The 16,093-nt window shown below is 55.4% G+C and carries 18 protein-coding genes; 2 read left to right on the top strand and 16 right to left on the bottom strand.

The window, feature by feature from the left end; all coding sequences use genetic code 11:
- Nucleotides 1-78 precede the first annotated feature (78 nt).
- The 6 genes from C2U68_RS01175 to C2U68_RS01150 are packed head-to-tail and all read right to left on the bottom strand — an operon-like array spanning nucleotide 79 to nucleotide 5,441.
- Nucleotides 79-510, bottom strand: coding sequence for a YcgN family cysteine cluster protein (locus tag C2U68_RS01175; protein ID WP_140910673.1), 432 nt, complete (start codon nucleotides 508-510; stop codon nucleotides 79-81).
- Between the two features lie 3 nt (nucleotides 511-513).
- Nucleotides 514-1,479, bottom strand: coding sequence for a permease-like cell division protein FtsX (gene ftsX, locus C2U68_RS01170; RefSeq protein WP_260839161.1), 966 nt, complete (start codon nucleotides 1,477-1,479; stop codon nucleotides 514-516).
- Nucleotides 1,479-2,135 carry a cell division ATP-binding protein FtsE gene (gene ftsE / locus C2U68_RS01165; protein WP_140910672.1) on the bottom strand — a complete coding sequence of 219 codons (657 nt, stop codon included), beginning with the start codon at nucleotides 2,133-2,135 and terminating at the stop codon, nucleotides 1,479-1,481. The genes ftsX and ftsE overlap by 1 nt, the downstream gene beginning before the upstream one ends.
- Nucleotides 2,136-2,139: 4 nt before the next feature.
- The gene (ftsY, locus tag C2U68_RS01160; protein ID WP_140910671.1) at nucleotides 2,140-4,113 is read right to left on the bottom strand and encodes a signal recognition particle-docking protein FtsY; all 1,974 of its coding nucleotides are present in this window, start codon (nucleotides 4,111-4,113) and stop codon (nucleotides 2,140-2,142) included.
- A gap of 4 nt (nucleotides 4,114-4,117) precedes the next feature.
- Nucleotides 4,118-4,705 (bottom strand): hypothetical protein, encoded by a 588-nt coding sequence (locus C2U68_RS01155; RefSeq protein ID WP_140910670.1) that lies wholly within the window; start codon nucleotides 4,703-4,705, stop codon nucleotides 4,118-4,120.
- The gene (locus tag C2U68_RS01150) at nucleotides 4,698-5,441 is read right to left on the bottom strand and encodes an SURF1 family protein (RefSeq protein WP_140910669.1); all 744 of its coding nucleotides are present in this window, start codon (nucleotides 5,439-5,441) and stop codon (nucleotides 4,698-4,700) included. Before C2U68_RS01150 ends, C2U68_RS01155 begins: the two co-directional genes overlap by 8 nt.
- Nucleotides 5,442-5,521: 80 nt before the next feature.
- Here C2U68_RS01150 and C2U68_RS01145 point away from each other — a divergent pair, with 80 nt between their 5' ends.
- Nucleotides 5,522-5,782 carry a twin transmembrane helix small protein gene (locus tag C2U68_RS01145; protein WP_140910668.1) on the top strand — a complete coding sequence of 87 codons (261 nt, stop codon included), beginning with the start codon at nucleotides 5,522-5,524 and terminating at the stop codon, nucleotides 5,780-5,782.
- A gap of 62 nt (nucleotides 5,783-5,844) precedes the next feature.
- On the opposite strand, the gene C2U68_RS01140 is transcribed toward C2U68_RS01145, so the two are convergent.
- The 10 genes from C2U68_RS01140 to bioB all read right to left on the bottom strand — a co-directional run bounded on the left by C2U68_RS01140 (nucleotide 5,845) and on the right by bioB (nucleotide 15,317).
- On the bottom strand, nucleotides 5,845-6,720 hold the full coding sequence (locus tag C2U68_RS01140) for a cytochrome c oxidase subunit 3 (protein WP_140910667.1): 876 nt from the start codon (nucleotides 6,718-6,720) through the stop codon (nucleotides 5,845-5,847).
- A gap of 14 nt (nucleotides 6,721-6,734) precedes the next feature.
- On the bottom strand, nucleotides 6,735-7,280 hold the full coding sequence (locus C2U68_RS01135; protein ID WP_140910666.1) for a cytochrome c oxidase assembly protein: 546 nt from the start codon (nucleotides 7,278-7,280) through the stop codon (nucleotides 6,735-6,737).
- 163 nt (nucleotides 7,281-7,443) lie between these two features.
- Nucleotides 7,444-9,060, bottom strand: coding sequence for a cytochrome c oxidase subunit I (gene ctaD, locus C2U68_RS01130; protein WP_140910665.1), 1,617 nt, complete (start codon nucleotides 9,058-9,060; stop codon nucleotides 7,444-7,446).
- A gap of 53 nt (nucleotides 9,061-9,113) precedes the next feature.
- On the bottom strand, nucleotides 9,114-10,244 hold the full coding sequence (coxB, locus tag C2U68_RS01125) for a cytochrome c oxidase subunit II (protein ID WP_140910664.1): 1,131 nt from the start codon (nucleotides 10,242-10,244) through the stop codon (nucleotides 9,114-9,116).
- A gap of 248 nt (nucleotides 10,245-10,492) precedes the next feature.
- Complete coding sequence (locus tag C2U68_RS01120) at nucleotides 10,493-10,888, bottom strand: bacteriohemerythrin (protein WP_140910663.1); 396 nt, start codon at nucleotides 10,886-10,888, stop codon at nucleotides 10,493-10,495.
- 54 nt (nucleotides 10,889-10,942) lie between these two features.
- The gene (gene bioD / locus C2U68_RS01115) at nucleotides 10,943-11,638 is read right to left on the bottom strand and encodes a dethiobiotin synthase (RefSeq protein ID WP_140910662.1); all 696 of its coding nucleotides are present in this window, start codon (nucleotides 11,636-11,638) and stop codon (nucleotides 10,943-10,945) included.
- On the bottom strand, nucleotides 11,635-12,420 hold the full coding sequence (gene bioC / locus C2U68_RS01110) for a malonyl-ACP O-methyltransferase BioC (RefSeq protein ID WP_140910661.1): 786 nt from the start codon (nucleotides 12,418-12,420) through the stop codon (nucleotides 11,635-11,637). Before bioC ends, bioD begins: the two co-directional genes overlap by 4 nt.
- The gene (gene bioH, locus C2U68_RS01105) at nucleotides 12,413-13,174 is read right to left on the bottom strand and encodes a pimeloyl-ACP methyl ester esterase BioH (protein WP_260839160.1); all 762 of its coding nucleotides are present in this window, start codon (nucleotides 13,172-13,174) and stop codon (nucleotides 12,413-12,415) included. The genes bioC and bioH overlap by 8 nt, the downstream gene beginning before the upstream one ends.
- On the bottom strand, nucleotides 13,171-14,331 hold the full coding sequence (gene bioF / locus C2U68_RS01100; RefSeq protein WP_140910660.1) for an 8-amino-7-oxononanoate synthase: 1,161 nt from the start codon (nucleotides 14,329-14,331) through the stop codon (nucleotides 13,171-13,173). Before bioF ends, bioH begins: the two co-directional genes overlap by 4 nt.
- Nucleotides 14,331-15,317 carry a biotin synthase BioB gene (gene bioB / locus C2U68_RS01095; RefSeq protein ID WP_140910659.1) on the bottom strand — a complete coding sequence of 329 codons (987 nt, stop codon included), beginning with the start codon at nucleotides 15,315-15,317 and terminating at the stop codon, nucleotides 14,331-14,333. Before bioB ends, bioF begins: the two co-directional genes overlap by 1 nt.
- A gap of 106 nt (nucleotides 15,318-15,423) precedes the next feature.
- On the opposite strand from bioB, the gene C2U68_RS01090 reads away from it, so the two are divergent.
- On the top strand, nucleotides 15,424-16,086 hold the full coding sequence (locus tag C2U68_RS01090) for a ComF family protein (protein WP_313901394.1): 663 nt from the start codon (nucleotides 15,424-15,426) through the stop codon (nucleotides 16,084-16,086).
- The last annotated feature ends 7 nt before the right edge of the window (nucleotides 16,087-16,093 follow it).

Genomic DNA, 16,093 nt, shown 5'->3' with positions numbered 1-16,093 from the left:
CACACTCTGCAACGTCCCGGTTTTTTCCAGCCTGAATGCCGCCGAAAACACCGTTTTCGGCGGCACGTTTTCAACCGGCTAAGGCTGCAACCAGTCGATGATATGGTCTTCCAGGTCCGTGACCTGAGATTCTTTGATAGCGTAACTGCTAATCGATACCCCGGCATCTCTGACCGAGTCGGCCGAACCGGAAACCAAGGGGTGCCAATCCGGCAAGGGTTTGCCGTCAGCCAGTAGCCGATAAGCACAAGTTTTCGGCATCCAACGGTACTCGGCAAAATCATGCTGCTTCAAGTCGAGGCAATCCGGCACCAGCGTGCAGCGTTCGCTGTAACGGGTACAGCTACAAGTGTCCAGATCGATCAAGTCGCAGACGACATTGGTAAACGCAATTTCACCGGTGTCTTCGTCCTCGAGTTTATGCAAACAACACTGGCCGCAATGGTCGCATAAGGACTCCCACTCGGTAGGGGTCATTTGCGCTAGGGTTTTGGCTTCCCAAAATTTCATCGTTTACTGAGGTTTTAGTTGGCGTAGTTGATAGTGCAACACCGCCCAAGAACCCAGCACCGCCAGCGCGGCCGAAATCATCAGTAACAGCAGGAACTCGGAAAAACTCAAAAACAGCAATTCGAACGAACTGTTGTAGAGGGTAGACAATTTCTCCACCGGCGATTCCAGGATCAGCAGCATGACCGTAACGATCAGCCAGCCCAAGAAGCCGGAGATGAAACCGAGCCAGAATCCGGTGTATAGAAACGGACGCTGGATAAAAGCATGGGTGGCACCGACCAGCTTGGAGATGAACACTTCATCCTGACGGTTTTGCAATTCCAGGCGAATCGTGTTGCCGGTGATGAACGTCACGGCAAACCCGAGCAGCAGACTGACCAATAGCACGCCCCGGCTGGCGATCAGCATAATGGTTTGCAGCCGCGCTACCCATTGCATATCGACCTGGACGAATTCGACTTGCGGCAATTGTTTGAAATCGGCCATCAATTTCTCGATATCCTCGCTGTGTTCCAGCGCGTTCTTCGGCAACACCTGAATCACGCTGGGCAAGGGATTACGCTCCAGCGCGTTTAACGCATCGCTGAAACCGCTATTGGCTTTGAACTCCTCCAACGCCTGCTTTTTGCTGATGTACTTGACTTCGGCAACGCTAGCATTTTGCTGCAACTGCTCCATCAGCTTCTGCCCGGCCGCATCGGTAATGCCCTCATGCAGGAACAGCGACATTTGGTTGCTCGACTCCAGATTGCCAGTCAGTTGCTCGACATTTGCGACGACGATATAAAAACTGCTGGCCAGCGAGATCGCGATCGCCAGTACCAACACTGTCATCGCCGAGGTAAACGGCGTGCGGGTCAAGCGGCCCAGGCTGGAAAACAGGCCGTGGGCGTGGTTTAGCAGATAGGCCTGAAATAATTCCACGATGCGGTTGCCGGCATGTTTACGGCGGATTTGTTTCATCATCAGCTTGCTACCAAGTGGCCTTTGTCGAGCGTCAGTACCCGATGTTCCAGATGATTGATCAATTCTATGTCGTGCGTCGCGACCAATACCGTTACCCCGACTTGTTTGAACTGCTCGAACATATGCATGACTTCGGCCGACAAATCCGGGTCCAAGTTACCGGTGGGTTCATCGGCCAATATGAGTTTCGGTTTGTTGACGATGGCTCTGGCGATGCCGACCCGCTGTTGTTCGCCGCCGGATAACGCCAGCGGATGTTTACGCTCCTTGCCCAGCAAGCCGACCTTATCCAACGAGGCCCGCACCCGGCGCGCGACCTCCTGATGGTTATAACCGGAAACCACCAGCGGCAATGCCACGTTATCGAACACGGTCCGGTCGTTCAGTAACTTGTAATCCTGAAAGATCAAACCCAGGTTACGCCGCATATAGGGGATTTTCCGGTCGCTGATGCGGCTGATATTCTGGCCGTCCAGAAAAATATTGCCGCGCGTGCACTGCTCCATCATTGCAATCAGCTTCAACAAGGTACTTTTGCCGGCGCCGGAACGCCCGGTCAAAAACGCCATCTCGCCACGTTGCAAATGAAAACTGACGTCGGTCAACGCCTCGCCGGCATCCGGATAGCGTTTGCTGACGTGTTCGAATTTCAGCATAGGTTTAGTCTTTCACAAACAGCGCATCGACGAAGTTTTTCGCGTCGAAGTCCTGCAAATCGTCAATTTGTTCGCCGACGCCGATAAAACGGATCGGCACCCTCAGTTGGTCGGCCAACGCGAAAATGATACCGCCTTTGGCGGTGCCATCCAATTTGGTCAAAGCAATACCGGTCAGCGCGACCGCTTCATTGAATAACTTGGCTTGCGACAGGGCATTCTGGCCGGTGCCGGCATCCAGAATTAGCAATACTTCGTGCGGCGCAGACTCGTCCAATTTGCCCATGATGCGTTTGATCTTCTTTAACTCGTCCATCAAATTGGATTTGGTGTGCAAGCGACCGGCGGTGTCGGCGATCAGGACATCGATGTTCTTGGCTTTGGCCGATTGCAAGGCATCGAAAATCACCGAGGCCGAGTCGGCGCCGGTATGTTGAGCCACAACCTGAACATTGTTGCGCTCGCCCCAGGTCTGTAATTGTTCGACCGCCGCCGCGCGGAAGGTATCGCCGGCCGCCAACATTACGCTGTGTCCTTGCTGTTGCAGGCGTTTGGCCAGTTTGCCGATGGATGTGGTCTTACCCACACCATTGACGCCGACCACCAGAATCACGAACGGCCCGTCCTGCTGCGGAATCCGCAACGGCTGACTGCAAGGCTGCAGCATGTTTTGCAAGTTCTGCTTCAAGGTAGCGGTCAACACCTCCCCATCGCTGAGCTGGTCGCGTTCCAGGGTATCGGTCAGTTGTTTGATGATTTGCGTCGTGGTCTCGATACCCATGTCGGCCATCAATAAATTGGCCTCCAGTTCGTCGAGCAACTCCTTGGTGACGGCTTTCTGACCGAACGCCAGACTAGCCAATACGCCGCTGAGGCCGCTACGGGTTTTTCGCAATTGGCTGGACAGCCGCAGGTATAACGATTCCTGGCTGACCGGCGCTTCCGCAGGGACTTCGGCGGCCGGTGCCGCAGGCACAGCCAATTCGATTTCCACTCCGGTTTCGTCGGCTTCTTCGCCCAGCCGGTAACGGCTGAACAGTAAAATCGCCAACAACGGCAACATCAACAAGGCCGCAAACGCATTGTGCGCAACCGCCAGCGGCAAGGGCAGCGTGTATTTGACGCCGAAGACACCGAGAGCGATTTGAATCAGTAACAATAGACTCAGAGCATTACTGGCCATGCGCACCGGTTTTGGGTAACGCTCGGACGTGGCGACCAGCATCAATCCGCTCAACACCAAGAAGGTAAACCCGGCAAATAGCCGGTGCACCGCCTGAATCGCCATTTTCGCATCGGCCGACAAGGCATCGGCATTGCCGAATAGATCGAATGCGTGTTGGTAATCGGTTTCCGGCAACCATTGGCCATTACAACGCGGAAAATCGGTGCAGGCCAGACCGGCGTAATTGCTGCTGACCCATCCACCCAAACCGATTTGGGCCAGTAATACCAAAATCCCAATCCAGGCAAACCAGGTCGGCCCGGACTTCACCGATCTCGGCGTCAACTGCGGATGCAAACGCAAATAGCTCCAGGCGATGGCCCAGAACGTGGCAAAACCCAGCAGTAGATGGCCGGTGACTACCAGCGGCATGGTGCCCGAGGCAACGGTCCACATGCCCAGCGCCGCCTGCGCGGCAATCAGTAACAGTACCAACCCGCTCCAAGCCAAAGCGGCAGCCCGCTCGCGCTGGCGCCAGGCGAATCCGAACCAGACCAGCGCCAAAACGGCCAAGCCGCCCGCCAAATAACGATGCGCCATTTCTTTCCAGGCCTTGGCGGTATCGAGCGTTTGCTGCGGAAAACCGGCTGCGGCGTCGGCTTTGAATTGCGGGCTGTCGCTGACGAAGGCTTTACCGTAGCAACCCGGCCAATCCGGACAGCCAAGGCCGGCATGGGTCAGGCGGACATAGGCGCCGACGACGATGACAAGCAGCGCCAGCAGCGCGCAACACAGGGTTAGTTTTCTGAACATGTGATCAACCGATTTGTGAAATTCTGAGTAACTTGCCTAAGTCGTCTCTGACCTGATACGGATCGTAACCGGGCGCGTATTTCATCATTACGTTGCCCAACGGATCCATGATCAGCAGGCTACCATCCGGTAGCGGACTTGGATTTATTGTTGTGATTTTTTGTTGCAAGCTTGGCGCAGGCGCAGCCTTCAGCAGACGCCCGTCTTCGCGCCACTCGGCCGGTAGCGGCAGTTTGTTATCGAATAGCAATGCCAGGCGCCGGATTCTGGCAATGTCCTTACCCATCATCAAGCCGATTTGGTTGGTTTTATGGAGTGCCACGCGGCAGGTTTCGCCACATTCGCCGGCCACCGGATTAACCAAGATCCAATGTCCTTTCAACTCGCCGATATGCTCTGCGGAAAAAGGATCGGCCCCGGAAAACTCCGCCGCGTCCGTGACCAACGGCGGACTGATCAACTCGCCGTGGTTGGTACCCAGACGCACGGCGTCAGGATGCTTCGCCAGATACCAGGCAATGCCGAACGGAATTACCGACATGGCGAAAATCACCAAAATAGTGATGCGGTTTTTACGATGTTGTTTATCCACGATGTGTATTACGGCTGCTGTGCCAAACCAATAGCACGGTTAAGGTCAACGCTAAACCGAACCATTGTACTGCATAGGCCCGGTGTTTTTCAGGCGGGATCGTCACCGCTGTCTTCCATTCGCGGCGATAACCGGCGGGTTGATCCGGACTTAATTCGATTTGGTAATCGGCCAGGGCGTACCCCATTTTCTCGGCCAATAGCCGGGTATCGATCACTTGTACCCTCACCGGCCAACTATCGCCGGGTACTTCGGCGCCCTGCAAGCGGATACCGGGCTCCGGAAAGCGGTTGATCCTTCCCGTAACTTCCCCGATTTGGCCGACTACGCTCAGATCGGGCGCCGTGTCGCGCGAAACGCCCATTCCAATCCAACCCCGGTTGATCAAAACGGCGGCCTGACCGTTGCCGGGCAAAAACGGCGTCAACACCAGATAACCCGCTTTACCGTCCAAGACCTGATTGTCGAGCAAAATCTGATGCGCGTGATCGTAATGTCCGTTCAGGGTCGCCGGACGGTAACGGTACTCCGCTACGTCGATTAACACATTGCCGTTTAAATCCAAGGCCGGAGCAGACAACGCCGCCTGCTGCGCATCCAACAGATTTTGCTTTTCAGCACCGCGCCGCAATTGCCAAAAGCCCAAATTGCACAACAACCCGACCAGCAGCAGATAGCCGGCCAACATCGGCCAGGCGAACTGAAACTCGACCCCGAAAAATTTGAATCTGACCATATTGTTTTCCAACCGTTATCCGCTATTGGCAAGCGCAGTTTATTCGCCGAAAATGTTTATTTTTATCCGGTTTCGCCGACATGCCCATCAAAATCCTCATCATTGCCGCATTCATTGCGATTGTCGCCAGCCTCGGCTCCGCCTTGTTCCACATTGTCAAACACAAGGACGACGAAGATTCGAAAAAAACGGCAAAGGCCTTAACCGTCAGGATCGGCGTATCGTTGGGCGTCTTCATTTTATTGTTTCTCGCCTTGGCCACCGGCCTGATCCAGCCTCACGGCATCGGCATACGCATACACAACGCTCCTCCAGCCTCGACCAACCCGTCCAACCCCTGATTTCGAACAAAAAAAAAGCGCGATCCGCAAAGACCGCGCTTTTTATTGGGTGGTGCTTGGATTTACAGCAGGTAAACGAACACGAACAAGCCTAACCAGACCACGTCGACGAAGTGCCAGTACCAGGCGGCCGCTTCGAAGGCAAAATGGTTTTCCGGTGTGAAGTGGCCTTTCCAACTTCTGAACAAGACTACCGACAAGATGATCGCGCCGACGCAGACGTGAAAACCGTGGAAACCGGTCAGCATGAAGAAGGTCGAACCGTAGATGCCGGAGCCCAAAGTTAACCCCATTTCGGCATACGCTTCATGGTACTCGCTGGCTTGGAAAACCACGAACAAAAAGCCCAAACCAACAGTTGCCGCCAAGCCTTTGATCAATTGGCTACGATTTTTCGCCAACAAGCCGTGGTGAGCCCAAGTGCAAGTGACGCCGCTGGTCAACAGAATCAGGGTATTCAAGAACGGCAACCCGAAGGCGCCCATCGGTTCGAAATCGCCGCCGACTTTGCCCGGGCCGTTGGTGGGCCATACCGCTTGGAAAGCAGGCCACAATATCTCGTGAGTGGAGCGACCCGGACCGCTGACGGGGCCGGTTTCGCCCAACCAGGGCACCGACAGGTTGCGGGTATACCACAACGCGCCGAAGAATACGGCAAAGAACATGACTTCCGAAAAAATGAACCACATCATGCCCATCCGGTAGGAAATACCGACGCCGTGGTTGTACATGCCGGACTCGCTCTCGGTAGCTTGCAACGCAAACCAGGCTCCCAGCATTGCAATGAAAACCAGTAAGCCGGTAATCATCATGCCGGAACCGGCCGAGTTACCGTTCAAATAGTTGGCAAAGCCCGCCAGCGTCAGCATCAAGCCGGCAGTTGCCATCACCGGCCACGTGGCTTTATGCGGGATGTAATAAGCTGTGTTTGTCGACATAACCTTCCCCTTCGTTAATTTTCAGAATTTTCAGTAATTTCAAAAAAAGTGTAAGACAGCGTAATGGTTTTATAGCGTTCCGGGAGCTTGGGATCCACCACCAGACGTACGGTCATATTCTTTTCTTCGTTCGGCTCGAAGATTTGCTCCAATTCGCAGAAACAAATCACTTTGGTCACGTAATCCTTGACCTGGCCCGGCGAATAAGTTGCTACCGCCCTAACCTTCAACCGGCGCTCGCTCAGATTCTTGGCATAAAAGCCCACCGAGTAATACTGCCCCGGATGCACTTTCAAGCTCGGCGTCTCGACCTTGAACGCCATCGGCACCGACCGGTTCAACGACGTCAGAAACTCCATCGTCACCTCGCGGTTTTGCTCAGGTTGGAACGCCGTTTCCTGTTTTGCCAAGGTCTCGACTTTGGCATTCTGCCCTACCAAATCGCATAACACGTTGTAGAGCGGAACCAGGGCATAACCGAATCCGAACATCATTGCGGCGAACAAAACCAGCTTCACCGCCAAACGAGTATTTTTTTTATCTAAACCATCGTCGCTCATTGCGACATGGCCTTGATGACCGCCAACACGTAGATGGTTATCGCAATTGCTGCCAACACCACCGCCGTCAAAATGTTTTTCTTTTTAATATCCATGTTGCTCCTCGAGACGCTCCATCGGGAACATTCCGATGGAGCGGTCAACCGGCATCGCTAAAACCGAATCAGAAATGCTCGGTCGGAATTTTTTCCGGTGGAGTAGTAAAGGTGTGGTAAGGCGCAGGCGAAGGCACGGTCCATTCCAGACTGTGTTTGCTGGCATCTTCCCAAACTTCGTCGCTGACTTTCTCGCCGGTACCGCCGCGAATCGTGTCGATTACGATATAGACGAACAACAACTGACTGAAACCGTAAATGAAGGCGCCGATACTGGACACCATGTTCCAATCAGCAAACTGGACCGCGTAATCCGGAATCCGACGCGGCATGCCGGCTAGGCCCAGGAAGTGTTGCGGGAAGAACAGGATGTTGACCGAAATCGCCGACAACCAGAAATGCAGTTTGCCGATTTTCTCGTTGTACATATTTCCGGTCCACTTAGGTAGCCAGAAATAGCCGGCGGCCATCAGGATGAAGACCGACGCCGGTACCAGCGTGTAGTGGAAGTGAGCAACGATGAAATAAGTGTCGTGGTATTGGAAATCCACCGGCGCCACCGACATCATCAAGCCGGTGAAACCACCCATCGTGAACAGCACCACGAACGCAATCGAAAACAACATCGGTGTTTCGAAAGTCATCGAGCCTTTCCACATGGTTGCAGTCCAGTTGAAGACTTTTACCCCGGTCGGAATGGCGATCAGCATCGTCGCATACATGAAGTACAACTCACCGGCAATCGGCAGACCGACGGTAAACATGTGGTGAGACCAAACGATGAACGACAGGAAGGCAATCGCACCGGTCGCATACACCATGGAGGCGTAACCGAACAGCGGTTTACGGGCGAATACCGGAATGATGGTAGACGCCACGCCGAAGGTCGGCAGAATCATCACGTACACTTCAGGATGACCGAAGAACCAGAAAATGTGTTGGTACAACACCGGGTCGCCGCCACCAGCCGCGTCGAAGAAGCTGGTTGCGAAAAATTTATCGGTCAACAACATGGTTACCGCGCCAGCGAATACCGGCATGATCGCGATCAGCAGGAATGCGGTGATCAGCCAGGTCCAGACGAACAACGGCATTTTCATCAGGGTCATGCCGGGAGCGCGCATGTTGAAGATGGTGGCGATTACATTGATCGCACCCATGATCGAAGAAATACCCAACATGTGTACCGAGAAAATCGCAAACGGAAACGCTTTTCCGGTTTGCAATACCAACGGCGGATACAAAGTCCAACCGGCGGCAGGCGCACCGCCTTCCATGAACAGTGTGCTCGCCAGCAATAAAACGCCGGCGACCAGCATCCAGAAGCTCATGTTGTTCATCCGCGGCAACGCCATATCCGGCGCGCCGATCATCATCGGAATCATCCAGTTCGCCAGACCGACGAATGCCGGCATGACCGCGCCGAACACCATCACCAGCGCGTGCATGGTGGTCATCGAGTTAAAGAAGTTCGGATCGACGAATTGCAATCCGGGCTCGAACAATTCCGAGCGAATGATCAGCGCCATGGTCCCGCCAACGAAGAACATCGCCAGTGCAAATACCAAGTACAGGGTACCGATGTCCTTATGGTTAGTGGTAATTATCCACCTTAGAATGCCCTTCTCCGGGCCGTGATCGTGGTGATCGTGATGATCATCATGTTCAGCTACGACAGCAGTCATGTTTTATACCTCAGCAAAAATTAGAAAATGAGTTCAATGCGTACATCAACGAATTACTCATCATCGTCCCATTTGGGTGTGATTTTGTTGGGCTGAATTTCATCACCCACGTTGTTACCCAGCGCCGGAGCGTTTCTGATATAGGTAATCAGCTCGGCCAACTCGTTGTCGGGCAGCTTGCGGAAGGCCGGCATTTTGCTGGTACCGGCTTGGATAAAGCCGATCAACTGATCCATGTTGCCGGTCACTTTGGCACTGCCGCTCAAAGCCGGAAACCAGCCCGGAATACCTTTGCCGTCGATCTGGTGGCAGGCCACGCAGTTTCTCAGGTAAACCGATTCGCCATGGGCCATCAGCGAATTGCGGGTTTGGTCGCTCAGATCGGGGGCTTGGTTTTGCTTTTCCAGAGTCGCCTTCACCCAGGCGTCATATTGGTCCTGCTCCATCGCAATCACCACCACTGGCATGAAGCCGTGGTCCCGGCCGCACAATTCGGTACATTGACCACGGTAGGTACCGGGCTTGTCGACGTAAGTCCAGGCCTCGTTGACAAAACCGGGGTTGGCGTCTTTTTTCCAGCCCAGTTCAGGAACCCACCAGGAATGGATCACGTCGGCCGCGGTAAACAGGAAACGGATTTTCTTTTTGACCGGAACCACCAACGGTTTGTCGACATTCAGCAGATAGTTAGGTACCGAACGCGGGTCCATAGAGCTGACGCGGTGGACGCGTTCGCTGGCTTCGTCCAAGTGGCTTTCGAAATGAATGCCGTTGTCCAGATATTCGTAGTCCCAATACCACTGCTTGCCGGTCACCTTGATCGACATTTCCGATTCTTGAGTCCGGTCCAGATCAACCACCGCTTTGGTTGCCGGAATCGCCATACCGACCAGAATCAGCGTGGGGATGATAGTCCAGATGATCTCGACCGTGGTGTTTTCATGGAACTGCTCGGCTTTATGACCTTTCGATTTACGGTGATGGAAAATCGAATAGAACATCGTGCCAAATACCGCGATGCCGATAAACACGCAGATCCACATGATCAACATGTGCAGGTCGTACAACTCGTTACTGAGCTGGGTCACGCCTTTCGTCAGATTGAGTGTGTAGTCCGCATGCGCCGATCCGAGCCCTAAAGCCATCAGAACCGAACATGCGAGCAGTTGCTTAGTTTTCTTCACGGAGCAGCCCCCATTGGTAGTTATAAACTTGTATGCGTTATATCGTTGTAATCTTGCCGCCCGACACCAAACAGACAACAAACTCCCTTTACAGATAATTGTCATAAATAAACTGGGCAATTTTAACCCATGACTCCCCGGCAGACCAGAAGAGCTTTTCCCGTTTGTACACTATGCACATAAAAAAGGCTCACGGACATTGCTGCCCGCAAGCCTTCATGGCTGTTCTGCCGCAAACAGCGATTGACTTAGCTTAAAACTTCTGCATAAGCCTTATCGTAAGTCGGAATGTGGCTATCCAGCCAACCTTTCACCATTTGCCCCACCTCGTCGGTGACGTCGGCTTCACCGGCATGGAATTTCTTTTGCAAATCGGCGCAAATACCCACCAACGCATCGTGTTCGGCCTTATGCCGCTCGTAACCGCCGAAACCCTTGGCTTGCATTTCCTTTTCCTCGTGGGCGAAATGGTCGACCACATAGGCGATCAACGCATCCAACGAAGCGCCGACGGTTGCCCGCGCCGCGCCGCCGGTTGCTTCGTCGTACAACTTGTTCAACAACCCGAACAGAGTTTGGTGTTCTTGATCGGCAAAGCCAACGTTGGTGCCGTATTGTGCTGCGGTCCAAGTGATTAAAGCCATAAAACGTCTCCTGGTTATAGTTGTAATGGAGCCGTCATTCTCAACATCCGCCGCTTAATTTTCTTGATGCAGATCAATATTTTGCCAGGTTGGCAACTGCAGGCCGCTTGACAAAAATTCAAAATCGCCAGTCTCCGAATAGGGCAAGACACCCAGAAACGGCGCCGGCAGCGCCTCCTGCAAATACGCCACATTTTCTGCAAAGTACGGCATATTTTCGAGGATTTGCACACCAATCCAGCCGGCACAGCGCAAGCCGGAATCAACGACGGCCTGCACCGTCAACCGCGCGTGATTCAGGCAACCGAGCCTGATACCGACCACAACCAGCACTGGCAGCCCCAATATCCCAGCCAATCCGGCGTTATCCAAAGTTAAGCTCATCGGCGAATACCAGCCCCCCGCACCCTCGACCAAAACGACTTGAGCCCGCTGCTGCAAAGCGCCGAAAGTTGCCAGGATCTGTGCCGGCTCAACGGTTTCGCCGCAGCAGGCCAAATGCGGCGACACCGGCTGTTCAAAGGCATACGGATTGACCAACTCGTATTCCACGTCGACCGATGCATTTTGCATCAACAGCAACGCATCTTGGTTTTGCCATTTGTCGCCATGGCGTTCGCAACCGGCCGCTACCGGCTTCATCCCCGCAACCGCATAACCCTCGCGTCGGAAACGGCGCAACAATGCGGCAGTGGCCCAGGTTTTACCGATATCGGTATCGGTACCGGTGACAAAATATCCGATCTTCATCGCATCGCTCGTAGATAAATAATTTCATAACTGGCAACAATCTCGCCGCCGGCCATCGCCGATTCGTAATGGGCAATCATGCTTTGCAACGCCGCCCGACTGGTCGGCCGCGGATTACGGTAAGTACTGACGTTGTGCGCGCCGATTCCTTTCAGCTCGCGCATCAGCGCCATCACCGACGGATATGACTGGGTGATTAACTCGGTTTCCAGTTCGAACCGGCGCCAACCGGACGCTGCCAGGAATTGACCTATCTGGTCGGTACTGTAAAACTCGTTGACGTGAGCAAAGTCGTCGACTTGGCTCCACGCCGCTTTCAATTCCGCCAAGGTCCGCGGACCGAAAGTCGACAACACCAAACGACCGTCGGGGCACAATACTCGCCGGCAATCGCCCAGCAGCGCGCTCAAATCCTCGCACCACTGCACCGCCAAGTTGGAATAGATTTGGCCGATACTGTCATTCCGGAACGGCAAGCACTCGGCATCGGCACAGACGTAAGCAAGCGGCAAGCCGGCACAGTTTCGCTGCGCGGCTTGCAACATCGGCACAGCGATATCCAGCGCCACGGCGGCCGGCGCCCGGCTAGCCAAATGCCGGGTCAGAAAGCCGGTACCGCAACCGATATCCAACACTGGTTGAGCCAGGCCGGCGCAGGGAAATTTTGCCAACAAGGTCTCGCCGACCCGGCGCTGCAAACCGGCCAACGCATCGTAACCATCGGCCGCGGCGGCAAACGACTGCCGGACTTTAGCCTTGTCCAACAGCGCCGTATCAGTCATCGCTCAGCACAGCATCGGCTAAAACTTGCGGATGGGTGAGAAACGGCACATGCCCGGCGCCTGGCAATATCTCTATCTGCAACGCCGGCTGCAAATCCTGTAACGCGGTCGCCGTCGCCACCGGCACCAACGTATCTTTATCGCCCTGAATCACCCGTATCGGCAGTTTCAACGCCGCCAAGCTATCGCGCGCGTCGTGCTGCTTCAAAATCTGCAACCCGCCTTGCAGCGTGCCGAAATCCGGAGCCTCGCATTCCGAGACAGTCAGTTTCAGTTGTTGCAACACGGTTTTGGCATGCGGCAATCCCTGCACTTGCAAGCCCAAAAAGCGTTGCAGCGTCTGTTTCGAGTCGCTAATTAGCAATTCGGCAAAACTGTCGAGCACCTCGGGCTTGACTCCCGGCCAGCCGGGTTCACGGACGAAACGCGGGTTGCCCGCCAACAATGTTAAAGAACGAACCCGATCGGGACATGAGCAAGCCAAATTGATCGCGACCGTCGCGCCCAAAGACCAGCCCAGCAAATCGAAACGCGGCACCGGAATCGCCGCCAACAAGGCCTCGACGATGGCCGGCATTTCAAAATTGATTAACGGCGCACTACGCCCATGCCCCGGCAAATCCAAACAAATTACCTGCCGCTGCTCGGCCAACTGCCGGGCGAACTGACGCCAAATACCGCTGTGCATGGCCCAACCGTGCAGCATCAGCAACGGCCGGCCGTGGCCGTAAATTTCGCAATGGATGCTACTCAACGCAACACCTGACCCAACGCCGTCAGTAAGGCATCGACCTGCTGCAGACTGTGGTGCGCGGTAAATGTGATACGCAAACGGGCGCTACCGGCCGGTACGGTCGGCGGCCGAATCGCACCGACCCAAAATCCCAACTCCGCCAATTCCCGGCTCGCTGCCAGCGCGCGGCCGCTGTCGCCGACCAGCAGCGGCTGGATCGCCGTTGCAGATTCCATCAGTCGCAGACCCTGTTGTTCGGCGCCGCGGCGAAAATGGCCGATCAAGGCCTGCAACTGTTCCCGCCGCCAGGACTCGGTTTGCAGCAAGCGCAAGCCGACGCGAGTGGCTTCTGCCACCGCCGGCGGCAAGGCCGTGGTGTAAACGTAAGTTCTGGCTTTTTGAATCAGATACTCGATCAATTCTGCGGAACCGGCAACGAAGGCGCCGAAAGTGCCGAACGCTTTACCGAGGGTGCCGACCAAGATCGGCACTTGCTCGGCGGAAAGGCCGAAATGTTCGACCACGCCGCCGCCGTTGCGGCCCAACACGCCGAAACCGTGGGCGTCGTCGACCAGCAATCCGGCTTGATAGGCTTCCGCCAGCCGCGCCAAGTCCGGCAAAGGCGCCAGATCGCCGTCCATACTGAATACGCCGTCGCTGACGATCAGCGCCCTGCCCTGAGCGCGATCAAGCTTGGCCCGCAGCTCGTCGGTGTCTGCGTGACGGTAGCGCTGAAATCGGGCACCGGCCAGCAAGCCGCCGTCCAATAACGAAGCATGGTTGAGCCGATCTTCAAACACAGAGTCGCCGCGTCCGACCAATGCCGAGATCGCTCCCAGATTGGCCATATAGCCGGTCGAAAATAGCAAAGCCCGTTCCCGTCCGGTGAACGCGGCCAATTCCTCTTCCAAGGCGTGATGCGCCGAACTGTGGCCGCAAATCAAATGCGCCGCGCCGCTGCCGCAACCGTAGCGGTCGGCGCCGGCCTTGAACGCCTCGACCACGTCCGGATGATTGGCCAACCCGAGATAATCGTTGCTGCAAAAATTCAGCAAGCGGCAGCCCTCGACCTGCAATTCAACCGCCTGCGGCCCGTCGACGACGCGCCGGCGCCGATACAGATTTTGCTGGTCTAACTGCTGCAGGCTCGCGGAAAAATCGTAAAACCGCTTCGGCATCAGGCGTAGCTGGAGCCGCCCATCCGCACGCCCAAGCGAGCGAACAATTGCTTATCCTGGTTGGTCATCGGATTGTCGGTGGTCAGCAACTTCTCGCCGTAGAAAATCGAATTCGCACCGGCCAGGAAACATAATGCCTGCATTTCGTCGCTCATTTGGGTGCGTCCGGCCGACAAGCGCACCCGCGAATGCGGCATCATGATCCGGGCTACTGCCACAGTGCGCACAAACACGATCGGGTCCAGCTTTTCGGTACCGTGCAACGGTGTGCCCTGCACCTGTACCAACATATTGATCGGCACGCTTTCCGGATGCTTCGGTAAATTGGCCAACTGCAGCAGTAATTTGGCGCGGTCGGTTTCCGACTCGCCCATGCCGACGATACCGCCGCAGCAGACGTTGATGCCGGCATCGCGCACCCGCTCCAGCGTATCAAGCCGGTCCTGATAGGTCCGGGTGGTGATGATTTCCGAGTAATAATCTTCCGAGGTGTCCAGATTATGGTTGTAGTAATCCAAACCGCCTTCTTTCAAAGCCTGGGTTTGCTTGTCGGTCAACATGCCCAGCGTGACGCAGGTTTCCATGCCCAGCGCTTTGACGCCCTTGACCATTTCCACCACCCGTTCGATATCGCGATCTTTCGGACTGCGCCAGGCCGCGCCCATGCAGAAGCGCGAAGCGCCTTCCGCTTTGGCCCGCTCAGCAGCCTGCAATACCGAGTCAACCGGCATCAAGGCTTCCGGCGCCAAGTCCGAATCGTAGCGCGCACTTTGCGGACAATAACCGCAATCCTCCGAGCAGGAGCCGGTTTTGATACTCAACAAACTGCTGACCTGGACTTCGTTCGGATCGAAACAGGAGCGGTGTACGGTTTGGGCCTGAAATATCAAATCGTTGAACGGCAGGCCGAATAAAGCTTCGACTTCGTGCAATTGCCAATCGTGGCGCACTGCGACCGGTTCCAAGGGTTTGTGACTGGCGGACATTCTGTTACTCTCCGAAAAATTGTCAGGCGGGGCCGCTACAGCCACTTATCAACCCAACAGCAAAAAAATGGTAAACAACTGGCTGAAGATTATACAACGAAAGCTGTTGCCGCCGCGTTGCGTGTTGTGCGGCGATACCGGCTTGGCCGATTTCGACTTGTGCGCGGGCTGTTTGGACGATTTACCGCGCAATCTAAGCTGCTGTTATCGCTGCGGCGAACCGTTCGAGAGCGAGATTGCGCTGCCCAGCTTGTGCGGGCGCTGCCTGAAACGCTCGCCGCAGTTCGACGAGACCTATGCGCCGTATCTGTACCGTTATCAGATGCCCTACCTGATCGGTCAGTTGAAATTCGGCCGCGATTATAAAAATGCGCGCCTGTTGGCCATGCTGCTCGCCGAGCATATCGCCGCCGGCGCCGAACTGCCGGAACTACTGCTGCCGATGCCGCTGCATCCGCACCGATACCGGGAACGCGGTTTCAACCAATCGATCGAGATTGCCCGCCATTTGGCCCGGCGCTTCGAGCTGCCGCTGGATTTGTATAGTGTGGCGCGCAGCCGGGATACCGTGCATCAAACCGGCTTGCCGGCCAAACAACGGCACAAGAACATGCGCGGCGCATTTCGTCTGATTAAATCGTTAAAAGCTGAGCATGTAGCGATCGTCGACGATGTGATGACCACCGGCGCCACCGCTTCGGCGCTGGCCGGTGTGTTAAAGCAGGCCGGTGTCGGCCGGGTGGACGTTTGGGTCTGCGCCCGGGCCTGAATCGCGG

Origin of the sequence: Methylomonas koyamae (assembly GCF_006483455.1) — a bacterium.
GTDB classification, from domain to species: Bacteria; Pseudomonadota; Gammaproteobacteria; order Methylococcales; family Methylomonadaceae; genus Methylomonas; species Methylomonas koyamae_B.
Note: the sequence above shows the minus strand (reverse complement) of the source record. Positions and strands in the feature narration are given on the sequence as shown.